The organism is Kitasatospora sp. NPDC114501 (assembly GCF_055633695.1).
Map to the genome: position 1 here is coordinate 741 of NZ_JBVKDS010000021.1, position 19,868 is coordinate 20,608.

General features: G+C 74.9%; 16 protein-coding genes and 1 pseudogene. 13 read left to right on the plus strand and 4 right to left on the minus strand.

Annotated elements, in window-relative coordinates:
• A pseudogene (locus ACZ7RU_RS32440) lies at nt 1-690 on the plus strand (hypothetical protein); the annotation flags it as partial.
• A gap of 531 nt (nt 691-1,221) precedes the next feature.
• Nucleotides 1,222-2,112 carry a tetratricopeptide repeat protein gene (locus ACZ7RU_RS32445; protein ID WP_470344696.1) on the plus strand — a complete coding sequence of 297 codons (891 nt, stop codon included), beginning with the start codon at nt 1,222-1,224 and terminating at the stop codon, nt 2,110-2,112.
• A 103-nt stretch (nt 2,113-2,215) separates the two neighbouring features.
• Here ACZ7RU_RS32445 and ACZ7RU_RS32450 read toward each other — a convergent pair whose 3' ends face one another.
• A complete protein-coding gene (locus ACZ7RU_RS32450; RefSeq protein ID WP_470344554.1) occupies nt 2,216-3,586 on the minus strand; it encodes a DUF1015 family protein in 1,371 nt (456 codons plus the stop codon).
• A gap of 92 nt (nt 3,587-3,678) precedes the next feature.
• Here ACZ7RU_RS32450 and ACZ7RU_RS32455 point away from each other — a divergent pair, with 92 nt between their 5' ends.
• The gene (locus ACZ7RU_RS32455; protein ID WP_470344555.1) at nt 3,679-4,320 is read left to right on the plus strand and encodes a tetratricopeptide repeat protein; all 642 of its coding nucleotides are present in this window, start codon (nt 3,679-3,681) and stop codon (nt 4,318-4,320) included.
• 132 nt (nt 4,321-4,452) lie between these two features.
• Nucleotides 4,453-5,490, plus strand: coding sequence for an HAD-IIA family hydrolase (locus tag ACZ7RU_RS32460; RefSeq protein ID WP_470344556.1), 1,038 nt, complete (start codon nt 4,453-4,455; stop codon nt 5,488-5,490).
• 55 nt (nt 5,491-5,545) lie between these two features.
• Here the strand turns inward: ACZ7RU_RS32460 and ACZ7RU_RS32465 are convergent, their stop codons facing one another.
• Nucleotides 5,546-5,893, minus strand: a complete 348-nt coding sequence (locus ACZ7RU_RS32465; protein WP_470344557.1) for an alkyl sulfatase C-terminal domain-containing protein — start codon at nt 5,891-5,893, stop codon at nt 5,546-5,548.
• A gap of 177 nt (nt 5,894-6,070) precedes the next feature.
• On the opposite strand from ACZ7RU_RS32465, the gene ACZ7RU_RS32470 reads away from it, so the two are divergent.
• The 4 genes from ACZ7RU_RS32470 to ACZ7RU_RS32485 all read left to right on the plus strand — a co-directional run bounded on the left by ACZ7RU_RS32470 (nt 6,071) and on the right by ACZ7RU_RS32485 (nt 9,046).
• On the plus strand, nt 6,071-6,967 hold the full coding sequence (locus tag ACZ7RU_RS32470) for a hypothetical protein (RefSeq protein WP_470344558.1): 897 nt from the start codon (nt 6,071-6,073) through the stop codon (nt 6,965-6,967).
• The gene (locus tag ACZ7RU_RS32475; protein ID WP_470344559.1) at nt 6,951-7,205 is read left to right on the plus strand and encodes a hypothetical protein; all 255 of its coding nucleotides are present in this window, start codon (nt 6,951-6,953) and stop codon (nt 7,203-7,205) included. The genes ACZ7RU_RS32470 and ACZ7RU_RS32475 overlap by 17 nt, the downstream gene beginning before the upstream one ends.
• A gap of 36 nt (nt 7,206-7,241) precedes the next feature.
• A complete protein-coding gene (locus tag ACZ7RU_RS32480) occupies nt 7,242-8,048 on the plus strand; it encodes a TlyA family RNA methyltransferase (protein ID WP_470344697.1) in 807 nt (268 codons plus the stop codon).
• 92 nt (nt 8,049-8,140) lie between these two features.
• On the plus strand, nt 8,141-9,046 hold the full coding sequence (locus ACZ7RU_RS32485) for an NAD kinase (RefSeq protein WP_470344560.1): 906 nt from the start codon (nt 8,141-8,143) through the stop codon (nt 9,044-9,046).
• A 27-nt stretch (nt 9,047-9,073) separates the two neighbouring features.
• Here ACZ7RU_RS32485 and yczR read toward each other — a convergent pair whose 3' ends face one another.
• Nucleotides 9,074-10,573 carry a MocR-like transcription factor YczR gene (gene yczR / locus ACZ7RU_RS32490; RefSeq protein WP_470344561.1) on the minus strand — a complete coding sequence of 500 codons (1,500 nt, stop codon included), beginning with the start codon at nt 10,571-10,573 and terminating at the stop codon, nt 9,074-9,076.
• Between the two features lie 129 nt (nt 10,574-10,702).
• Between yczR and yczE the strand changes: the two genes are divergently transcribed.
• The 3 genes from yczE (at nt 10,703) to ACZ7RU_RS32505 (ending at nt 14,582) form a co-directional block, all read left to right on the plus strand.
• Nucleotides 10,703-11,416: a membrane protein YczE gene (gene yczE, locus ACZ7RU_RS32495; RefSeq protein WP_470344562.1), complete on the plus strand. Its 714-nt coding sequence runs from the start codon at nt 10,703-10,705 to the stop codon at nt 11,414-11,416.
• Nucleotides 11,417-11,480: 64 nt separating this feature from the next.
• On the plus strand, nt 11,481-13,238 hold the full coding sequence (gene recN / locus ACZ7RU_RS32500; protein WP_470344563.1) for a DNA repair protein RecN: 1,758 nt from the start codon (nt 11,481-11,483) through the stop codon (nt 13,236-13,238).
• 165 nt (nt 13,239-13,403) lie between these two features.
• Complete coding sequence (locus ACZ7RU_RS32505) at nt 13,404-14,582, plus strand: glycosyltransferase family 4 protein (protein WP_470344564.1); 1,179 nt, start codon at nt 13,404-13,406, stop codon at nt 14,580-14,582.
• 63 nt (nt 14,583-14,645) lie between these two features.
• Here ACZ7RU_RS32505 and ACZ7RU_RS32510 read toward each other — a convergent pair whose 3' ends face one another.
• Nucleotides 14,646-16,640, minus strand: coding sequence for a glycoside hydrolase family 15 protein (locus ACZ7RU_RS32510; protein WP_470344565.1), 1,995 nt, complete (start codon nt 16,638-16,640; stop codon nt 14,646-14,648).
• A 761-nt stretch (nt 16,641-17,401) separates the two neighbouring features.
• Between ACZ7RU_RS32510 and ACZ7RU_RS32515 the strand changes: the two genes are divergently transcribed.
• The gene (locus ACZ7RU_RS32515) at nt 17,402-19,039 is read left to right on the plus strand and encodes a CTP synthase (RefSeq protein WP_470344566.1); all 1,638 of its coding nucleotides are present in this window, start codon (nt 17,402-17,404) and stop codon (nt 19,037-19,039) included.
• 108 nt (nt 19,040-19,147) lie between these two features.
• On the plus strand, nt 19,148-19,795 hold the full coding sequence (locus tag ACZ7RU_RS32520) for an NUDIX domain-containing protein (RefSeq protein WP_470344567.1): 648 nt from the start codon (nt 19,148-19,150) through the stop codon (nt 19,793-19,795).
• The last annotated feature ends 73 nt before the right edge of the window (nt 19,796-19,868 follow it).

Consider the following 19,868-nt stretch of genomic DNA (forward strand, 5'->3'; position numbering starts at 1 on the left):
CGTCGTGACGACCGTCCGTCCGGTGGTTTCAACCGTGACCGCGGCGACCGTCCGGCCGGTGGCGGCTTCCGGCGCGATGACCGTCCCTCCGGTGGTTTCCGTCGTGACGACCGTGACGACCGTCCGCGTCGTGACGACCGTCCGTCCGGTGGCGGCTTCAACCGTGACCGTGACGACCGCGGTGGCGAGCGCGGTGGCTTCCGTCGCGATGACCGTCCGGCCGGCGGTGGTTTCCGTCGTGACGACCGTCCGTCCGGTGGTTTCAACCGTGACCGCGGCGACCGTCCGGCCGGTGGCGGCTTCCGGCGCGATGACCGTCCCTCCGGTGGTGGCTTCCGTCGTGACGACCGCCCGTCGGGCGGCGGCTTCAACCGTGACCGTGACGACCGTGGCGGCGAGCGCGGTGGTTTCCGTCGCGACGACCGTCCGTCTGGTGGCGGCTTCCGTCGTGACGACCGCCCGTCGGGCGGCGGCTTCAACCGTGACCGTGACGACCGTGGCGGTGACCGCGGTGGTTTCCGTCGCGACGACCGTCCGTCCGGTGGTTTCAACCGTGACCGCGGCGACCGTCCGGCCGGTGGCGGTTTCCGTCGTGACGACCGCCCGAGCGGCTTCAACCGCGACCGTGACGACCGTCCGCGTCGTGACGACCGTCCGTCGGGCGGCGGCTTCAACCGTGACCGTGACGACCGCGGTGGCGACCGTGGCGGCTTCCGCCGTGACGACCGTCCGGCCGGCGGTGGTTTCCGCCGCGATGACCGTCCGTCCGGTGGTTTCAACCGTGACCGCGGTGACCGTCCGGCCGGTGGCGGCTTCCGTCGCGACGACCGCCCGAGCGGCTTCAACCGCGACCGTGACGACCGCCCGCGTCGTGACGACCGTCCGTCGGGCGGCGGCTTCAACCGTGACCGTGACGACCGCGGTGGCGACCGTGGCGGCTTCCGCCGTGACGACCGACCGAGCGGCTTCAACCGCGACCGCGGCGACCGCCCGTCGGGCGGCGGCTACGGCCGCGACCGTGACGACCGCGGCGGCGACCGCGGTGGTTTCCGCCGTGACGACCGCCAGGCCGGCGGCTTCCGCCGCGACCGTGATGACCGTGGCGGCGACCGCCGGGACGACCGCGGCCGTCGGGACTACGACGACCGCCGGGGCAACTACGAGCCCGTCAAGCGCCTGCCGATCCCGGAGGACGTCACCGGCTTCGAGCTGGACGCGGACGTGCGCCAGGAGCTCAAGAGCCTGCCCAAGACCCTCGCGGACGACGTCGCCCGCAACCTGGTGATGGTGGCCCGCCTGCTCGACAGCGAGCCGGAGGAGGCCTACCAGTTCTCGCGCGTCGCGCTCCGTCTGGCCTCCCGCGTGGCGGCCGTCCGTGAGGCGGCCGGTTTCGCCTCCTACATGACGCAGCGTTACTCCGAGGCGCTGACCGAGTTCCGCGCCGCCCGTCGGATGACCGGCCGGGCGGACCTGTGGCCGGTGATGGCCGACTGCGAGCGCGGTCTGGGCCGTCCGGAGCGGGCACTGGCGATGGCCGGCGAGCCCGAGGTGAAGCAGCTGGACAAGGCCGGCCAGGTCGAGATGCGTCTGGTCGCGGCCGGTGCCCGCAGCGACATGGAGCAGTACGACGCCGCCGTGGTGACGCTGCAGAGCCCGGAGCTGGCCTCCAGCGCCGTGCAGCCGTGGACCGCGCGCCTGCGCTACGCCTACGCCGAGGCCCTGATCGCGGCCGGTCGCGCCGACGAGGCCCGTGACTGGTTCGCCAAGGCCGCCGAGGCCGACACCGACGGCAGCACCAACGCCTCGGAGCGGCTGGCCGAGATCGACGGCGTGGAGTTCACCGACACGCTCGACCCGGAGCTGGCCGAGGACGAGACCGAGTCGACGGACGCCCCGGCGAAGAAGCGCACCGGCGGCGACAACGCCGACGACCGCGTGATCTTCGAGGACGAGGAGGACGTCGAGGAGTTCTACGACGAGGACGACCTCGAGATCGACGAGGACTTCGACGGCGTCGTCCCCGCGCGCGCCCAGGAGGCCCGGGACACCAAGGCCGAGGACGCCGAGGCCAAGGAGGCGAAGGCCGCCGAGGCCGACGCCGACAAGAGCTGAGCGGTCTCCCGCGCAACGCCGTGAGGCCCCGCCGTTCCCCGAGAAGTCCGGGAACGGCGGGGCCTCACGGCGTTCCGGCCCGTGGTCGGGCCGGGCGGTGGTGTCAGCCCAGCGCGAGGTTGCGCAGCACCAGCCCGGTGGCCGGCTTCGGACCGAAGGAAGTGGACTTGCGCGGCATGGTGACGCCCTGTTCCGCCAGCCGTCGGACCACGGACTCGCGGACCGGGTGCAGCAGGACGGCGGTGCCGCCGGTGCGCGCGGCCTCCTGCTCGGCGGCCACGGCGGTGTGCAGGTAGCCGATGTCGTCCGGGCCGTCGGGGACGTGCCAGGTGTGGTCCAGCAGGGTGGCGTGCAGGACGGTGGCGTCCAGGTGGCGCCACTCCTCGGGGCGGCCGTGCGGCACGGTGGCGTCGAGCAGGGACTCCTCGGGCTCTCCGAGCAGCCAGTAGACGCCGTCGCCGCCGGTCACCACGAAGCCGTTGCCGCCGTGCCGTTTCTGCTCGGCCAGGGCCTGGAGCGCGGCGGACAGCGGCCCGGGGACCTCCTTGACCTTCCACTGGTCGCCGAGCCGCTCCAGCGCCTCGGCCACCGGCAGCCGGTACAGCACGCGGTGGATGGCGCGGACCCGCAGCGGGTAGCGCGCGGTGTCCACCAGGAGCACCATGCCGCGGTCCCAGGGGCTGCGCGGCAGGTGGCGGTGCTCGCGCTGGAGACGCAGGTACATCTCCCAGCGGTGGTGGCCGTCGGCGATCAGCGCCCGGCAGGTGGCGAGGTCGCGGCTGATCTCGGCGATCTCGGCGGGGTCGGTGACCGCCCACAGCCGGTGGTGGGTGCCGTCGCTGGTGGCGGTGGAGAGCAGCGGCTCGCCCCCGACCGCCCGCTCGATCACGTCGGAGGCGCCGCCGTTGCCCCGGTAGGTGAGCAGCAGCGGTTCCAGGTTGGCCCGGGTGGTGCGCATCAGGCCGACCCGGTCGGCGACCGGCCGCGGCATCACGTCCTCGTGCGGGAGCACCACGCCGCCCTCGCGGCCGCTCACCGCGAGCGCCCCGATCAGGCCGCGCTGGAGCAGCTCGGGGGAGTCGGCGGTGGCCGGCACCCGCTGCTCGTAGACGTAGAGCGCGGGCTCCGGGTCGGCGGCCAGGACGCCCTCGCGCTGCCAGGCGGCCAGCAGCCGGGCGGCGTGCCGGTAGCGGGTGTCGCGGTCGGGGCGGTCTCCGGCGTCCTCGGGCTCGGGCCTGGGCAGGATCAGCCGGACCACGTTGTGCGGGTCGCCCGTCTCCAGGTCGAGCCGGCGGCCCGGGTCGACGACGTCGTACGGCGGGGACATCACCGCGGCCAGGGCGCCGACCCGGTCGGGGACGTAGCGCAGGCCGCGGAAGGGGGACAGGGACAGGCCGGCGGTGGCGACGTGCCCGGGATCGCCGGGGCCGCCCTCGGGAGTCTCGACTCCGTCTTCTGCACTGGGTGTGCTCATTCTGGGCATCGTAACCGGGTACGCGTTGTTGAGAGATCGGAATGCCCGTGCCGGATCGTGGGCCGGGTGTGCGACCGAGGGCGAGGTACGGCATGGAGGACGGGCAGGAACGGGCGGAGAACGGCGGCCCGGCCGAGTCGGGCGGGCCCGTCGGCGCCACCCACGGGGACGGCCCGGTCGACGGCGCGCCGGACCGCACCGCGGGTGACGACGGCCCGGCGGCCGGGGTGCCGCGGCAGAGCCGCTCGGGGGAGCCCACCGGGGACGTGTACGACTGGTTCCGCCGGGGCGCCCGGCTGCTGGCCCAGGGGCACCCGGCGGCCGCCGAGCAGCTGCTCAGCCGGGCGGCGGCGGCCGAGCCGCACTCGCGCAGCATCCGGGAGGCGCTGGCGCGCGCCCAGTTCGACGCGGGCGCGTACGCGGCGGCGCTGGAGAACTTCCGGGCCGTGGCGCTCGCCGACCCGGCCGACGACTACGCTCAGTTCGGGTGGGGTGTCGCGGCGGCCCGGCTGGGCGACTTCGAGACCTCCGCCGAACACCTGGCGCTGGCCGTGGCGATGCGGCCGGAGAACGACCACTACCGGCAGGCGCTGCGGCAGACCCGGGCGACCCTGGCGGCCCGCGCCGGGGCGTACGGACCGCTGCTGCCGGGAGCGCCCGGGTACCTGGCACCCTCGGCGGACGACGGCGGCGCCGACGGCGGTGCCGGCAACGGTGCCGACGGCGGGTCCTGACCGGCCGGGACGCCCGGCGGGTGCCCTGACAGGCTCTGGCGGGGGACGTGCCGCACGAGGGCGTGCGGGACGGACGGCCGCGGTGAACGACGGCGCAGTGAACGACGACGCAGTGAATGAGGTAGCGCAGCCATGACCGAGACGGCCAACCCCGTGCGACGGACCGCCCCCGGCGGCAGCGAGCGGCCGCTGACCGACGCCTACGACACGGCGCTGCTGGACCTGGACGGCGTGGTCTACGCGGGCGCCCACGCGATCGAGCACGCGGTGGACGCGCTGGACGCCGCCCGGACGGCCGGGATGCGGCTCGCGTACGTGACCAACAACGCCTCCCGCCCGCCGCGGGTGGTGGCCGAGCACCTGACCGAGCTGGGCGTCCCGGCCGAGCCGACCGACGTGATCAACTCGGCCCAGGCCGCCGCCCGGCTGGTCGCCGAGAAGGTGCCGGCCGGGTCGAAGGTGCTGGTCGTGGGCGGCCTCGGGCTGGAGGAGGCACTGGCCGAGCTGGGCCTGGTCGCGGTCCGCTCGCTGGCCGAGGGGCCGCTCGCGGTGGTCCAGGGCTTCGACCCCTCGGTGGGGTGGGCGGAGCTCGCGGAGGCCTCGTACGCCGTGCAGAGCGGACTGCCGTGGGTGGCGTCCAACCTGGACCTGACGGTGCCGAGGGCCCGCGGCATCGCGCCGGGCAACGGCACCCTGGTGGCGGCGGTGCGGGCGGCGACCGGGGTGGAGCCGGAGGTGGCGGGCAAGCCGCTGCCGCCGATGCACCGGGAGACCGTGCTGCGCACCGGCGCGGAGCGGCCGCTGGTGGTCGGGGACCGGCTGGACACCGACATCGAGGGCGCGTTCAACGGCGGGGTGGACAGTCTGCTGGTGTTCACCGGGGTGACCACCCCGGAGCTGCTGCTGGCGGCCCCGGTCGAGCACCGGCCGACCTATCTGGCGGCGGACCTGCGCGGACTCCTCGTCCCGCACCCGGCGGTGGCGGCCGTGGACGGCGGCTTCGGGTGCGGCGGCTGGGTCGCGGGCGTCGACTCCGGCGCGCTGCGGCTGTCCGGGGCCGGGGACCGCTGGGACGGCCTGCGGGCGCTGTGCGCGGCGGCGTGGACGGTGCTGGACGCGGGGGGTGCGCCGGTGGACGGCCGCAAGGCGCTGGCCGGCCTGGGGTTCTGAGCACCGGTCGACGGCCACCGGGGGCGCCCTCGGCGGTGCGGCCCGGCGGCCGGGGTCAGAGCAGGGTGCGCAGCCGCAGCAGGTCGCGGAAGCCCGCCTCCAGCTTGACCCGGCCGCTCGCCCACGCCGAGGCGAAGTTGAGCCCGCCGCCGACCAGCGCGACCAGGTCGTCGCTGCTCATGGTGAGCCGGATCTCCGCCTTCTCGGCCGGGGCGCCCGGGGACGCCACGACGTCCTGGATCCGGCCGTCGCGCAGCTGCCCGGTGAAGGTCAGGTCGAGGTCGGTGATCCGGCAGCTCAGCGAGCGGTCGAGCGCCGCGGCCTTGCGGACGTCGCCGGTGGACTTCGTCATGTTCCGGCTGAGCTGCTCCAGTGCCTCCTGGCACTCCTCGGCGTTCGCCACGGGGCGGGCTCCCTCCCCCGGTCGCTACGGTGCTGACTGCGGGCCACGGTACCGCAGGAGGGTTTTGGCGGTAGCGTCGTCGGTGGGTGCCCGGAAACGCCCGGGTACCGAGGGCGACGCAGCGACGCGCGTAGGCGATTGGGAGGCACCCGGATGCTGCCGAGGACGGTTCGGGGAGTGGTGGAGACCACCGCCGGGGTGGTGGAGGAGGTCGGCAGGCTGGTCGTCGGGACGGCGAGCTCGATCCTGGAGAAGGCCGGGGTCGACGTCGCCGAGGTCGAGCGCCGGTTGGGCGGTCAGTTCCCGCCGTCGGTGGAGACCCTGCAGACCCTCGCGGGGGAGGCGGTCACCGCCGGGCGTGCCGGGGTGGACCTGGCGGTCGGCGTGGCGCGCAACGAGGCGGAGAAGGTCTTCGAGAAGGTCGGCGACCAGGTGACCAAGGTCGGCGTGGTGCTGGCGTACCTGGAGACCAAGCTGCGCGAGGTCGAGGAGGAGGCCCCGGAGGCCGCGTCCGGGCCGGGGCCGTACGAGCCCGAGGAGCCGGTGCCGGCGCCGCGGGCCGCCGACCTGTTCGGGCGCGGCTGGGAGTTCGAGGAGGAGCGGTCGGCCGCCGGGACGCCGGGCGAGCCGATAGTGGCCGAGCGGGTGGAGGTGGACGAGCCGGTCGAGTTCGATCCGCCGGTTGCGCCCGTCCCTCCGGCGGCCGTGGTCACCCCGGCCCCGCCGGCGGAGCCTGCGGCGAAGGAGGAGCCCGCAGCGCCGGGGAACCACGCCGCAGGGAAGAGCACGGAGGCGAGGAGCACGGCCGGGAAGAGCACGGCCGGGAAGTCCGCGGCCGCGAAGAGGACGGCGAAGAAGCCCGCTGCCGGGAGGACCGCGGCGAAGAAGACGTCGACGGCGAAGAAGCCCGCGGCCGAGAAGTCCGCCGCGAAGAAGACGACCACCGTCAGGAAGACCGCCGGCGCCGCGCAGGCCGAGACCCAGCCGGGGACGCCCGTGAAGCGGGCGGCGACCAGGAAGACCACCGTCCGCAAGGCCACCAGCGCGAAGAAGCCCGATGCCCGCGACGAATGAACCGCCCGAGTCCGCCTGCCCGCCGGAGCCCGTCCGGGACGCCGAGCCGCTGGACGCCGAGTCGCTGGACGCCCAGCCGCTGGGTGTCGAGCCGACCCCCACCGGCCACCCCGGGGTGGACGCCGGCCTGGCCAGGCTGGAGGCTCTGGACGGGGCCCCGGCGGAGGCACACGTCGCGGTGTACGAAGATGTTCACCAGCGGCTCGTCGACACACTGGCCGCGCTCGACCAGGAATGACCCGCAGGATCCGTAGGAGCTGAAACACCAGTGGCAGTGGCACGACGCCGACTCGACGCGGAACTGGTCCGCCGCAAGCTGGCCCGATCGCGTGAGCACGCGTCCGAGCTGATCGCCGCCGGCCGGGTGACCGTCGGCGGCACCACCGCGACCAAGCCGGCCACCCAGGTGGAGACCTCGGCGGCGGTCGTGGTGGCCAAGGACGAGAGCGACCCCGACTACGTCTCGCGCGGCGGCCACAAGCTCGCCGGCGCGTTCGCGGCCTTCGTGCCGCAGGGCCTGGTGGTCGAGGGCCGCCGGGCGCTGGACGCGGGCGCCTCCACCGGCGGGTTCACCGACGTGCTGCTGCGGGCCGGGGCCGCCCACGTGCTGGCGGTGGACGTCGGCTACGGGCAGCTCGCCTGGTCGCTGCAGAGCGACGAGCGGGTCACCGTGATGGACCGCACCAATGTGCGCGAGCTGACGCCGGAGCTGATCGGCGGCACCCGGGTGGACCTGGTGGTGGGCGACCTGTCGTTCATCTCGCTGGGCCTGGTGCTCCCGGCTCTCGCCTCCTGCGCGGCCGAGGACGCGGACCTGGTGCTGATGGTCAAGCCCCAGTTCGAGATCGGCAAGGAGCGCCTGGGCAGCGGCGGGGTGGTGCGCAGCCCGCAGCTGCGCGCCGAGATGGTGCGCCAGGTCGCCGGGCAGGCGTGGGAGCTCGGGCTGGGCGTGCGCGCGGTCACCGCGAGCCCCCTTCCGGGGCCGTCCGGCAACGTCGAGTACTTCCTCTGGTTGCGCCGGGACGCTCCGCGGCTGGACCCCGCGGAGGCGGACCGGGCTGTGGCGGAGGGCCCCCGGTAGGGTGCCTTGCGAGCGTCCGGCCCGTCATGTCGTATGGCGTGGCCGCACCGGGCCAAGGGCGACCCGGCAGGCGTTAGGGAGAGGGCAGCGGCATGAGCGATGAAGCACGTACGGTCTTCCTGATCGCGCACACCGGCCGGGAGGCGGCGCTGCGCAGCGTCGAGGCCCTGGTGCACGGGCTGCTGAAGGCCGGGCTCCGGATCAGACTGCTGGAGGCCGAGGCGGTCGACCTGGACCTGCCGGAGGGCGTCGAGAAGGTGGCCGAGGGCCCCGGGGCGGCGGACGGCTGCGAGTTGATCCTGGTGGCCGGCGGGGACGGGACGCTGCTGCGCGGGGCGGAGCTGGCGCGTTCGCACGGGCTGCCGATGCTCGGGATCAACCTGGGCCGGGTGGGCTTCCTCGCCGAGGCCGAGCGGGACGACCTGGCCGTGGTGGTCGAGCGGGTGGTGGACGCCGACTACGAGGTCGAGGAGCGGATGACGATCGACGTCATCGTCCGCACCAACGGCGACGTGGTGCACGAGGACTGGGCGCTGAACGAGGCCTCGATCGAGAAGGCGTCGCGGGAGCGGATGCTGGAGGTGGTGACCGAGGTGGACGGCCGCCCGGTCTCCAACTTCGGCTGTGACGGCGTGGTGTGCGCGACGCCGACCGGGTCCACCGCGTACGCGTTCTCCGGTGGCGGGCCGGTGGTGTGGCCGGAGGTGGAGGCGCTGCTGATGGTGCCGATCTCCGCGCACGCGCTGTTCGCCCGCCCGCTGGTGACCTCGCCGGAGTCGGTGCTGGCGGTCGAGGTGCAGCCCAAGACCCCGCACGGCGTGCTCTGGTGCGACGGGCGGCGTTCGGTCGAACTGCCCGCCGGGGCACGGGTGGAGGTCCGCCGGGGCCGGACCCCGGTGCGGCTGGCCAGACTGCACCGGGCGCCGTTCACCGACCGGCTGGTCGCCAAGTTCGCGCTGCCGGTGACGGGTTGGCGCGGCCGGGCCGACCACCACTAGCGGGGGCGGAGCGGCGCTGACGATCCGTCAGACCGCCAGCGGCTGGGCCTCGTCGGCAGGTTCGAGCCTGCCGCCGGCCGCCGCCCGGGCGGCCACCGCGGCGAGGCGTTCGACGGCGGCGGGGACGGTCGCGGCGGGCACGGTGAGCGGGATGCGGATGTGGTGCTCGAAGGCGCCGTCCGACCCGAAGCGGTTGCCCGAGGCGATCCGGACCCCGCCGCGCTCCCCGGCCCGGGCCAGCGCGGCGCCGGACAGGCCGCCGGTGGAGACCCACAGCGCGAGTCCGCCGGGCGGCATCGTGAAGGTCCAGTCGGGCAGCCGTTCGGGCAGGGCGGCGGCGAAGGCGTGCGCGCAGGCCCGCAGCCGGGCCAGCTGGTGCTCGCGGACCTCGGGCAGCGGTTCGCCCAGCAGCTCGGCGGCGATCAGCTGGTCCAGCACCGGGGTGCCGACGTCGCTGTGGACCCGCTCGTTGGCCAGTCGGCGCACCAGTGCGGGCGCGGCCCTGACCCAGCCGATCCGCAGGCCGCCCCAGAGCAGCTTGCCCGCCGAGCCGACGGTGACCACCTGGGCGGAGCGGTCCAGGGCCGCCGTCGGGCGCGGCAGCGGCGTGGACGGCGGGACGCCCCAGCCGAGTTCGGCGGTGGTCTCGTCGACCAGCACGACGCTCCCGGCGGCCCGGGCGGCGGCCAGCAGCTCGCGGCGCTGCTCCTCGCCGACCAGCGCGCCGGTCGGGTTGTGGAAGTCCGGGATCACGTAGGCGACCCGCGGCCCGGCGCCGCGCAGCACCCGCCGCCACTCGTCGGGGTCCCAGGCGGGCCGCGGCGTCCAGGCGTACGGCACCGGGACCAGCCGGGCGCCGGTCAGCCGCAGCGCCGACAGGGTGTGGGCGTAGCTGGGCGCCTCCACGGCGACCCGGTCGCCGCGGCCGATCAGCGCCCGCTGGACGAGGTGCAGGCCGCCCATCGCGCCGGTGGTGATCAGGATCTGGTCGGGTGTGGTGGGCAGGCCGCGGTCGGTGAAGCGGCGGGCGACGGCCTCGCGCAGCACTGGGACGCCGGTGGGGTAGTGGCCGTGCCCGGAGGCGTAGTAGGGCAGCTGTTCGACGGCCCGGGCGGCGGCCCGGCCGAACCAGGGCTGGGGGGCGGGCGGGGCGGCGACTCCGAGGTCCAGGATGCGGTCCTGCTCGTCCGGCGGGACGGGGTGCAGGGCCTCGCCGGGCGGCGGGGCACCCTCGGGCAGGGCGGTCCAGCTGCCCGCGCCGCGCCGGCTGTGCAGGTAGCCGTCGCCGCGGAGGGTCTCGTACGCGGTGGCGACGGTGGTGCGGCTCATCGCGAGGGCGGTGGCCAGCTCGCGCTCGGCGGGCAGCCGGGCGCCGACCGGCAGCCGGCCCTCGGTGACCAGCAGCCGGATCTGCCCGGCCAGGGTGCGGTAGGCGGGGCGGCGGGCGGCGGCCGGCTCGGGGAGCCGGGCGGTGGTGAGCAGCCGGGCCAGGGCGGGCGGGGTGACGGTGGTGTGCCAGTCGGCCATGGCGATCAGTCCACTCGCTCGGGATTGGCCCTGGAGCGGGCCGTTTTGGCCTGGCCATCATGGCAGGGCGGCCGTACCGGCCGCCACCGCCGGGCCGACCCGGGGTGCAGCACCACCGCAGGAGCAGCATTGGCCACCCCGACCACCACGGCCCCGACCACCCCCTCCACCCCATCCACGTCCACCCCGCCCGCGACCGCCCTGTCCGCCGCGGCCGTCCGGGTGTTCGGCGACACCCACGCCCTGGGCCGCCGGATCCCCCAGCTGTTCGTCGGCCTCGCCCTGTACGGCGTGAGCATGGCGCTGATGCTCCGGGCCGGCCTCGGCCTCGACCCCTGGGACGTCCTGCACCAGGGCCTGCAACGCACCGTCGGCCTCTCGGTCGGCGCGTGGGTCACCATCTGCGGCGCCCTCGTGCTGCTGCTGTGGATCCCGATGCGCCAGCGCCCGGGCCTGGGCACCGTCGCCAACGTGCTGGTGATCGGCGTGACCATGGACCTCACCCTGCGGGTGGTCGGCGGACCCGGCGCCCTGCCCGCCCGGATCGCCCTGACGGCGGCGGCGATCGCGCTGAACGGCCTGGCCAGCGGCCTCTACATCGGCGCCCGGCTCGGCCCCGGCCCGCGCGACGGCCTGATGACCGGACTGCACCGGCGCACCGGCCGCTCGCTGCGGCTGATCCGCACCGGCATCGAGGTGACGGTCCTCACCGTCGGGCTGCTGCTCGGCGGCACCGCCGGAGTCGGCACCGTCGCGTACGCGCTGGCCATCGGCCCGCTGGTCCAGCTCATCCTGCCCTGGTGCACCGTGCCGACACCCGCGGAGGACTCCCGGAAGGGATGAAATTCGGGGCACGGAGTTGCCGCGCGCCGTTGCCGCTCGTCGCGCGCCGGGGGTGGAACCTCGTATGGTCGTCTCCGTGTTGGACGAGATGCGGATACGGGATCTTGGGGTCATCGACGACGCGGTGGTCGAACTCGCCCCCGGCTTCACCGCCGTGACCGGTGAGACCGGTGCAGGAAAGACCATGGTGGTGACCAGCCTCGGCCTGCTGCTCGGCGGCCGGGCCGACCCGGGCCTGGTGCGCAACGGCACCGGGCGCGCCGTCGTGGAGGGCCGGCTGGAGCTGCCCGCCGACTCCCCGGCGGCGGCCCGCGCGCTCGAGGCCGGGGCCGAACTGGACGACGGCGCGCTGCTGATCAGCCGGACCGTCTCCGCCGAGGGCCGCTCCCGGGCGCACGTCGGCGGCCGGTCCGTCCCGGTGGGGCTGCTCGCCGAACTCGGCGAGGACCTGATCGCCGTGCACGGCCAGACCGACCAGCAGCGCCTGCTGCGCCCGGCCCGCCAGCGCGGCGCCCTGGACCGGTACGCGGGCGCCTCGGTGGCCGAGCCGCTGGCCCGCTACCGGGAGACCTACCGCGCCCTGCGCGAGGTCTCCGCGACGCTGGAGGAGCTGACCACCCGGGCCCGCGAGCGCGCCCAGGAGGCCGACCTGCTGCGGTTCGGCCTGGACGAGGTCGCCGCCGCCGAGCCGGTGGCCGGCGAGGACGTGGAGCTGGCCGCCGAGGCCGAGCGGCTCGGCCACGCCGACGCGCTGTCCTCCGCCGCGACCCTCGCCCACGCCGCCCTGGCCGGCGACCCGGTCGACCCGGAGGCGCTGGACGCGGGCACCCTGCTCGCCCAGTCCCGCCGGGCCCTGGACGCCGTGCGCCACCACGACGAGCGGCTCGCCGCCCTGGCCGACCGCCTCAACGAGGTCGGCTACCTGCTCGCCGACGTGGCCGGCGACCTGGCCGGCTACGCGGACGACCTGGACGCCGACCCGGTGCGCCTGGCCGCCGTCGAGGACCGCCGGGCCGTGCTGGCCCAGCTGCTGCGCAAGTACGGCGGCGAGGAGAACACCCTCGCCGAGGTGGTCGCCTGGGCCGAGGCGGGGGCGGCACGACTCGCCGAGCTGGACGGCGACGACGACCGGATCGACGAACTCGGCGCCCGGGAGACCGAGCTGCGGGCCGAACTGGCCGAGCTGGCCACCGAGGTCTCGCGGGCCCGGCACGCCGCGGCCGGCCGGTTCGCCGAGGCCGTCTCCGCCGAACTCGCCGAACTGGCCATGCCGCACGCCCGGGTGACGTTCTCGATCAGCCAGGTCGACGACCTGGCCGGGATCGAGGTCGGCGGGCGCACCGTCGCCTACGGCCCGCACGGCGTGGACGAGGTCGAGGTGCTGCTCGCCCCGCACCCCGGCGCCCAGCCGCGCCCGATCGCCAAGGGCGCCTCCGGCGGCGAGCTGTCGCGCGTGATGCTCGCCGTCGAGGTGGTCTTCGCGGGCGCCGACCCCGTCCCCACCTACCTGTTCGACGAGGTGGACGCGGGGGTCGGCGGCAAGGCGGCGGTCGAGATCGGCCGCCGGCTGGCCAAACTGGCCGAGTCGGCCCAGGTCGTGGTGGTCACCCACCTTCCGCAGGTGGCCGCGTTCGCCGACCGGCACCTGGTGGTGGAGAAGACCAACGACGGCACCGTGACCCGCAGCGGTGTCAAGGTGCTGAACGACGAGGAGCGGGTGCGCGAACTCTCCCGGATGCTGGCCGGTCTGGAGGACTCCGAGCTGGGCCGTGCCCACGCCGAGGAGCTGCTGGCCGCCGCCCGGGCCCCGCGCCGCCGGTAGTCGGAGCCGGCGGCCCCCTCGGACACCGGCGACGCGCCCCGTGGCGCCGACTGTCCAAGAGGGCCGCCGACCTGGCATGGTGGCGGCTGGACACTGGCTTCCCAGCCCCGAGCGCCGCCCGGCGGGCAATCCTCGCGAAGCGGCGCGCGAACCTGATCGAGTCGGATGCGAGACGACGTGGACCATTCCGCCGCCCGGGCCACCGCGGCCGTCCCCGAACCGGGGCAGCTGCAGGTGGTACTCGTCCTGGCCGCCAGCACCGGCGGCATCGGTGCGCACGTGCGCTCCCTGGCCCAGGGCCTGGTCGCGCACGGAGTGAACGTCACGGTCTGCGCGCCGGCCGGTACCGACGCCCTGTTCGGTTTCTCCCGTACGGGGGCCAGGTTCCACACCGTCGACATCACCGCCACCGCGGGCGCCCGCAGCGACGCCACCGCGATCGGCGAGCTGCGCCGGGCCTTCACCGGCGCCGACGTGGTGCACGCCCACGGGCTGCGCGCCGGGCTGCTCTCCGACCTGGCGCTGCGCACCGCGGGCCGCTTCCCTGGCCTGCGCCCGGAGACCCCGCTGGTGGTCACCTCGCACCACGCGCTGCTGGCCACCGGCATGGAGCGCCGGTTGCAGCGGCTGATGGAGCGCCGGGTGGCGCGCGCGGCCGACCTGGTCCTCGGCGCTTCCTCCGACCTGGTCGCCCGGGCCCGCGAACTGGGCGCCACCGACGCCCGGCTGGGCCCGGTGGCCGCCCCGCCGATGCCCGAGGGCCGGCTCGGCCGCCCCGAGGCACGCGCCGCGCTGCTCGGCGACGGCCCGGACCGCCCGCTGGTGCTGGCGGTCGGCCGGCTCGTCCCGCAGAAGGCCTTCGGGCTGCTGCTGGACGCCACCCGGGAGCTGTCCGCGCTGGACCCGGAGCCGCTCGTCCTGCTCGCCGGGGACGGGCCCGAGGCGGGCGCGCTGCGCGAGCGGGTGGCCGCGGAGAAGCTGCCGGTGCGGCTGCTCGGCCACCGCACCGACGTCCCCGACCTGCTGGCCGCCGCCGACGTGGTGGTGGTCTCCAGCCGCTGGGAGGCCCGCTCGCTGGTGGTGCAGGAGGCGGTGCGGGCCGGCGTGCCGGTGGTCGCCACCGCTGTCGGCGGCATCCCCGAACTGGTCGGCGACGCCGCCGTGCTGGTGCCACCCGGCGATCCGGCGGCGCTCGGCCGCGCGGTGCGCGACCTGCTGGCGGACCCGGCCCGCCGCGAGCGGCTGGTGGCGGCCGGCCGGCAGCAGGCCGAGACCTGGCCGGACGAGGCCGCCACCGTCGCCCAGGTGCTCAGCACCTACGACGAGCTGGTACAGCGCGGGTAGGTACGGCTCGCTGGGGCCTGTCTTCGAACGCCCCGCAGACGCGAGTTCGAAGACAGGCCCCAGCTAGACGGTGGCCCGCTCGACCCGGTCGGCGGCCGGGCCGTCCGGCTGGGCGGACAGGTACGCGGCGCCGCAGGCGGTCAGCCGCAGGGCGGTGTCGATCAGCGGGACGTGGCTGAAGGCCTGCGGGAAGTTGCCGACCTGCCGCTTGAGCCGCGGGTCCCACTCCTCGGCGAGCAGGCCGAGGTCGTTGCGCAGCGAGAGCAGCTTGTCGAACAGCTCGCGGGCCTCCTGCACCCGGCCGATCATGGCGAGGTCGTCGGCCAGCCAGAACGAGCAGGCCAGGAAGGCGCCCTCGTGGCCGGAGAGGCCGTCGACGTTGTTGCCGGACTCGTCGTGGGTCGGGTAGCGCAGCACGAAGCCGTCCTCGGTGGACAGTTCGCGCTGGATCGCCTCGATGGTGCCGATCACCCGCTTGTCGTCCGGCGGCAGGAAGCCGACCTGGGGGATCAGCAGCAGCGAGGCGTCCAGTTCCCGGCCGCCGTAGTACTGGGTGAAGGTGTTGCGCTCCGGGTCGTAGCCCTTCTCGCAGACGTCGGCGTGGATCCGGTCGCGGAACTCGCGCCAGCGCTCCAGATGGCCGCCGGCCGGGGCGTCCTCGGGGGTCTGCTCCAGCAGCTTGATGGTGCGGTCGACGGCGACCCAGGCCATCACCTTGGAGTGGACGAAGTGCCGGCGCGGGCCGCGGACCTCCCAGATGCCCTCGTCCGGCTCCTGCCAGTGCTCCTCCAGGTACTCGATCAGGCGCAGCTGGAGGTGGTGGGCGTGGTCGTTGCGGACCAGGCCGGTCATGTGGGCCAGGTGGAGGGCCTCGACGACCTCGCCGTAGACGTCGAGCTGGAGCTGGCCGGCGGCGCCGTTGCCGACCCGGACGGGCTGGGAGCCCTCGTAGCCGGGCAGCCAGTCCAGCGAGGACTCGGTGAGCTCGCGCTCGCCGGCGATGCCGTACATGATCTGGAGGTTCTCCGGGTCGCCGGCGACCGCGCGCAGCAGCCACTCGCGCCAGGCCTTGGCCTCGTCGCGGTAGCCGGTGCGCAGCAGCGAGGAGAGGGTGATGGCGGCGTCGCGCAGCCAGGTGTAGCGGTAGTCCCAGTTGCGTTCGCCGCCGATGTCCTCGGGCAGCGAGGTGGTGGGGGCGGCGACGATGCCGCCGGTGGGGGCGTAGGTGAGGCCCTTGAGGGTGATCAGCGAGCGGATCACGGCCTCGCGGTAGGGGCCCTGGTAGGTGCACTGGTCGGCCCACTCGTGCCAGAAGTCGGCGGTGGCGTCCAGCATCTCCTCGGCGTCCGGGGGCCGGGGCGGGTCGAGGTGGGAGGCCTGCCAGGTGAGGGCGAAGGCGATCCGCTCGCCGGCGGTGACGGTGAAGTCGGCGTAGGTGGTGAGGTCGCGCCCGTAGGTCTCGGCCTCGCCGTCCAGCCAGACCGAGTCGGGGCCGGCGACGGCGACGGTGCGGTGGCCGCCGTCGGCCTGCTCGACGCGGTGCACCCAGGGCACGATCCGGCCGTAGGAGAAGCGCATCCGCACGGCCGAGCGCATCCGCACGGCGCCGGAGACGCCCTCGACGATCCGGATCATCTGGGGGACGGCGTCCTTTCCGGCCAGCGGGCGCGGCGGCATGAAGTCGATCACCCGGACGGTGCCGCCCCGGGCGTCCCACTCCTGCTCCAGGATCAGCGAGTCGCCCCGGTAGCGGCGGCGGTCCGCCGGCACGGCGGGGGCGGCGGCGGTGGGCGGGGGGACCCGCAGGTCGGTGTCGGTGATGCGGGCCCGGTCGGCGGCCGGGGGCGTGGCGGCGGCCGGGGCGGAGACCTCGGTCGGGCCGACCTCGGCCGGGCCGATCCGCCAGAAGCCGTGTTCATCGGTGCCGAGCAGGCCGGCGAACACGGCCGGCGAGTCGAAGCGGGGAAGGCAGAGCCAGTCCACCGCCCCGTCCCTGCTGACCAGGGCGGCGGTCTGCATGTCCCCGATGAGTGCGTAGTCCTCGATACGGCCGGCCACGTGGATCTCCAGTTCGCAATGTGGTCAGGGCATCGGCGAGCGGAGGGAGCGAGCGGGCTGCGGGGCCGGAGGTCCACCCCGGGACGTCCGGCCTGCCGGGGGTGGTGGCGGGCCTTGCTGGAGTGTCCGCGGGGCTCGGTCGAGCCCCTGGAATGGGTGGGGATGAGCGGAAATACGGGGAGGTCCGGTCGCGCATCGGGGACCGGGAGTCGTCCTGACCCTCCCACGCCCTCCGCGTGCTCGTGCTGTCGGCGATGCGTCCGAGCAGCTTACGACGGACGAAAGGGGCGAAGCACGCGGGCGCAGCCCGGTGTGGCGCCGCAATTCGGCGGAAATGCCGTGCATCGCGAGGGCGCGGCGCAGGATGGTCCGGAAGGATCACCTCCGCCTGGCCCGGCCGGAGGAGCCGCCATGGTCCGGACGGGCACCGCCTTCTGGCCCGGTCCGGCGGGTAGTGCGACCGGTGTGACACGTGCGGCCCGTGATGCGCCGGTGGTGCGCCCCGCGCGCGCTCCCGGCGCGACGCGCGTGGCCCGAACGGCGACCGGGTCGACGCACTGATACCCTGGTATCCCGTGGACCGGCGGGATCAAACGCCCCGGACCAGCCGAACCGACGACCCAACGAGCGCCGCGCACCGAGCCGGCCTCCCGTCGCCCGGCGAACCCCGAGCCTCCCGCCCACGTCTGCTTCGACACGCGACCCACGGGAGCCCCCTCTTGGCACAGCCCCATTCCGGCAAGGCAGCGAACGGCCGCGCCGTGACGACCAAGCACCTCTTCGTCACCGGGGGTGTCGCCTCTTCGCTCGGAAAGGGGCTGACCGCCTCCAGCCTCGGCGCGCTGCTCAAGGCCCGCGGCCTGCGCGTGACGATGCAGAAGCTCGACCCGTACCTCAACGTGGACCCGGGCACCATGAACCCGTTCCAGCACGGTGAGGTGTTCGTCACCGACGACGGCGCCGAGACCGACCTGGACATCGGCCACTACGAGCGGTTCCTGGACACCAACCTGCACGGCTCGGCGAACGTCACCACCGGCCAGGTGTACTCGACCGTCATCGCCAAGGAGCGCCGCGGCGAGTACCTGGGCGACACCGTCCAGGTCATCCCGCACATCACCAACGAGATCAAGTCCCGGATCCGCCGGATGGCGACCGAGGACGTCGACGTGGTGATCACCGAGGTCGGCGGCACCGTCGGCGACATCGAGTCGCTGCCGTTCCTGGAGGCCGTCCGCCAGGTCCGCCACGAGGTCGGCCGGGACAACGTGTTCTTCGTGCACGTCTCCCTGCTGCCGTACATCGGCCCCTCGGGCGAGCTGAAGACCAAGCCGACCCAGCACTCCGTCGCCGCGCTGCGCAACATCGGCATCCAGCCCGACGCCATCGTGCTGCGCGCCGACCGCGAGGTCCCGCAGGCGATCAAGCGCAAGATCTCGCTGATGTGCGACGTGGACGAGGAGGCCGTGGTCGCGGCCATCGACGCCAAGTCGATCTACGACATCCCCAAGGTGCTGCACGGCGAGGGCCTGGACGCCTACGTGGTGCGCCGTCTGGACCTGCCGTTCCGCGACGTGGACTGGACCACCTGGGACGACCTGCTGCGCCGGGTCCACGAGCCGCAGCACATCGTCAAGGTCGCCCTGGTCGGCAAGTACATCGACCTGCCGGACGCCTACCTGTCGGTGACCGAGGCGCTGCGCGCCGGCGGCTTCGCCAACAACGCCCGGGTCGAGATCAAGTGGGTCACCTCGGACGACTGCGAGACGCCCGAGGGCGCCCGCGAGCAGCTCGGCGACGTGGACGCGATCTGCATCCCCGGCGGCTTCGGCGACCGCGGCGTCAACGGCAAGGTCGGCGCGATCACCTTCGCCCGCGAGAACAAGGTCCCGCTGCTGGGACTGTGCCTGGGCCTGCAGTGCGTGGTCATCGAGGCGGCCCGCAACCTGGCCGGCCTGCCGGAGGCGAACTCCACCGAGTTCGACGCCGCCGCCAAGCACCCGGTCATCTCCACCATGGCCGAGCAGCTGGCCATCGTCGACGGCAAGGGCGACCTGGGCGGCACCATGCGCCTGGGCCTGTACCCGGCCAAGCTCGCCGAGGGCTCGATCGTCCGCGAGGTCTACGGCGGCGAGCAGTACGTCGACGAGCGCCACCGCCACCGCTACGAGGTCAACAACGCCTACCGCGCGGACCTGGAGAAGACCGGCCTGGTGTTCTCCGGCCTCTCGCCCAAGGGCGACCTGGTGGAGTACGTCGAGTACCCGCGCGAGGTGCACCCCTACCTGGTGGCCACCCAGGCCCACCCGGAGCTGAAGTCCCGTCCGACCCGCCCGCACCCGCTGTTCGCGGGCCTGGTCAAGGCGGCCATCGAGATCATGACGGCGGACTCCGAGTAGTCCCCGGCCGCCGTAGACAGCGGTCGTTCACCGGACGGCGGCCCCGCGATTCCCGCGGGGCCGCCGTTCGGCGTTAGATTGTGTCGTACTGACGAAAAGGGGAGAGCGATGGACGAGCAGAGCCGCCAGGGGATCGCCGACGTGGCGGAGGAGTGGGAGGTCCGGGCGAGCGGGACGCCGTTCCAGGGCAAGGTCACCGGCGTGCGCAGCGAGGAGGTCCGGATGCCCGACGGCAGCTGGGCCCGCCGCGACTACCAGACCCACCCCGGCTCGGTCTCGGTGCTCGCCCTGGACGACGAGCAGCGGGTGCTGGTGCTGCGCCAGTACCGCCACCCGGTGCGCCAGCGGCTGTGGGAGCTGCCGGCCGGCCTGCTCGACGTGCCCGGCGAGAACCCGTGGCGCGCCGCGCAGCGCGAGCTGTACGAGGAGGCGCACTGCAAGGCCGGTACCTGGCGGATCCTCGCCGACTACTACACCTCCCCAGGCGGCACCGACGAGGCGCTGCGGATGTTCATCGCCACCGACCTGGCGCCGGCCGACGGCGACCGCTACGCGGCCGAGGGCGAGGAGCAGGAGATCGAGGTCGCCTGGGTGCCGGTGCCGGAGCTGATCCGGCTGATCCAGGCCGGGAAGCTGCACAACCCGACCCTGATCACCGGCACCCTCGCCGTGCACGCCGCGCTCACCGGCCCGGACGGGCTGGACGCGCTGCGCCCGGCGGACTCGCCCTGGCCGGCCCGCCCCTTCGAGGGCTGAGCCCGCCCCCTCGGGGAGCGCGCGGCCCCCGCGTTGCCCCTGGCACCCCGGTGTCGCCCGGCGCGTCGAGGCG